The organism is Clostridium sp., assembly GCF_036639235.1.
Taxonomy (GTDB): domain Bacteria; phylum Bacillota; class Clostridia; order Clostridiales; family Caloramatoraceae; genus Clostridium_AB.
Genome location: NZ_JAVWJB010000078.1, coordinates 2,854 through 4,921 on the forward strand (window position 1 = coordinate 2,854; position 2,068 = coordinate 4,921).

Below are 2,068 nucleotides of genomic sequence, written 5' to 3' on the forward strand. Positions count from 1 at the left end.
GATAATTAGAGTATGTTATTTATAGGGAGGTAATTTTATGAAATGTATTGCTAAGTATAGTGGGAAATTAGGTGTAAGTGGGGTTTCAGGTGAACATGATGTGCTTATGGACATGCCTACTCCATTTGGGGAAGATAGGGGGATGACTCCTGGGGATATGCTTCTTAACTCTATTGCAGGGTGTAAGATAATATCCTTTGTATCACTTGCTAAGAAGTTTAATATAGAGTTTAGTGACATAGAGGTAGAGATAACAGGTGAGGTTGATAAGACAGGATTTGTAGGTGATACTCATATTCCTAAGAAGGAAATTGTAAGTATGAATGTTATATATAGAATAGCAACAGGGCATACTAAGGAGGAGATAGAGGATTTTCTTCTTAAAGTTGATGATTTATGTGTTGTAGGGAATGCTTTAAGTGATAATATTAAGAAGACAAGTGAAGTTATTATTAAAGCATAGGAGAGATTATATGAATTATACTGTTGGAGATGTAGCTAAGAAGGTTGGTTTAAGTAGTTATACTTTAAGATATTATGAGAAGGAAGGTTTACTTCCGAATGTTGCTCGAAGCGACAAGGGTATTAGGGTTTATAGTGATTCTGATATTACTTGGATTGAGCTTATTAAGTGTCTTAAGTCAACAGGTATGAGTATTAGTGAGATTAGAAGTATAGTTGAACTAAGCTTAGAAGGTGATGGTACTATACCTACTCGTAAGGATATTCTCCTTAACCACAGGGCTAAGCTAGAGCTTCAGATAGAAGACTTAGTTAAGTGTATTAACAAGATAGATAATAAGTTAGACTGGTACGATGGAAAAAGTACAAAGTGCTAGTCTATTCTTTGACTTAGAGTTAACTCTAAGGTGTATTCTATTATTAGAATAATATTTGAATGGAGGATTTTTTAATGTTAAACTTTGAATTTCATAATCCTACTAAGATAGTGTTTGGTAAGAATACAATTGAGAAGCTTGATGCTTTAGTGCCACAGAATGCAAGGGTTCTTGTTACATATGGTGGAGGAAGTATTAAGAAAAATGGTGTTTTAGATAAAGTTAGAGCAGCACTTAAGGATAGAATAGTTGGGGAATTTGGTGGTATTGAACCAAACCCACAATTTACTACTCTAATAAAGGCAGCAGAGGTTGTTAAAGCAGAGAAGGTAGATTTTCTTCTAGCAGTTGGAGGAGGTTCTGTTATGGACGGAACTAAGTTTATATCACTTGCTGCTACATTTAATGGAGAGAATAAACTTGATTTATTTAACTATGGAGGAGTTCCCGTTGAAGTTGCACCAGGAATTCCAATAGGTACAGTAGTTACACTACCTGCAACAGGTTCAGAAAGTAATGGTGGAGGAGTTATAAGTTCAGAAAGAGGGAAGCTTGCTATATTTAGTGAAACAAGTTACCCTAAGTTCTCAATACTTGACCCTGAAGCCACATACTCACTACCGAAGACTCAGGTTGCTAACGGTGTTATAGATACATTTATTCACACAACAGAACAGTATATGACTTTCCCATGTGAGGGAAGATTCCAAGATAGAACATCAGAGGGGATACTTAAGACATTAGTTGAAATCGGTAAGTTTACAATAGACAACCCGACTGATTACGATGCTAGAGCTAACCTAGTATGGTGTGCAACAATGGGACTTAATGGTCTAATAGGATCAGGAGTACCTGAGGACTGGGCTACACATATGATTGGACATGAGATAACTAACATATTTGGAGTAGATCATGCTAAGACTTTAGCCTGCATTGCACCTGCACTTTGGGAAGTTAGAAGAGAGCAGAAGAGAGCTAAGCTACTTCAATATGCAGCTAGAGTATGGCACATAGTTGAAGGAAGTGAAGATGAGCGTATAGATAAGGCAATTGCTAAGACTAGAGAATTCTTCAACAGCCTTGGAGTATCAACAAATCTTCGCGACCATGGAGTAACTGAAGATAGAGTAGAAGAAATAATAGAAGGACTTAAGGCCCATGGAATGACTTCACTATCAGAAGACGGAGGAATAACTCCAGAGGTAAGCCGTGAAATCATCCTAAAAGCC

The 2,068-nt window shown here is 36.8% G+C and carries 3 protein-coding genes; all 3 read left to right on the forward strand.

The window, feature by feature from the left end:
- The first annotated feature begins 37 nt into the window (after positions 1-37).
- Positions 38-463 carry an OsmC family protein gene (locus RR539_RS10375; protein ID WP_332474128.1) on the forward strand — a complete coding sequence of 142 codons (426 nt, stop codon included), beginning with the start codon at positions 38-40 and terminating at the stop codon, positions 461-463.
- A 10-nt stretch (positions 464-473) separates the two neighbouring features.
- Positions 474-839: a MerR family transcriptional regulator gene (locus RR539_RS10380; protein WP_332474129.1), complete on the forward strand. Its 366-nt coding sequence runs from the start codon at positions 474-476 to the stop codon at positions 837-839.
- 74 nt (positions 840-913) lie between these two features.
- On the forward strand, positions 914-2,068 hold a 1,155-nt coding region (locus RR539_RS10385), incomplete at its 3' end, for an iron-containing alcohol dehydrogenase (RefSeq protein ID WP_332483819.1).

What these genes read in the sequence shown, in the direction of transcription:
- RR539_RS10375 (WP_332474128.1), top strand. Translation starts at nt 38, where the DNA reads ATGAAATGTATTGCTAAGTATAGTGGGAAATTAGGTGTAAGTGGGGTT.
- RR539_RS10380 (WP_332474129.1), top strand. Translation starts at nt 474, where the DNA reads ATGAATTATACTGTTGGAGATGTAGCTAAGAAGGTTGGTTTAAGTAGT.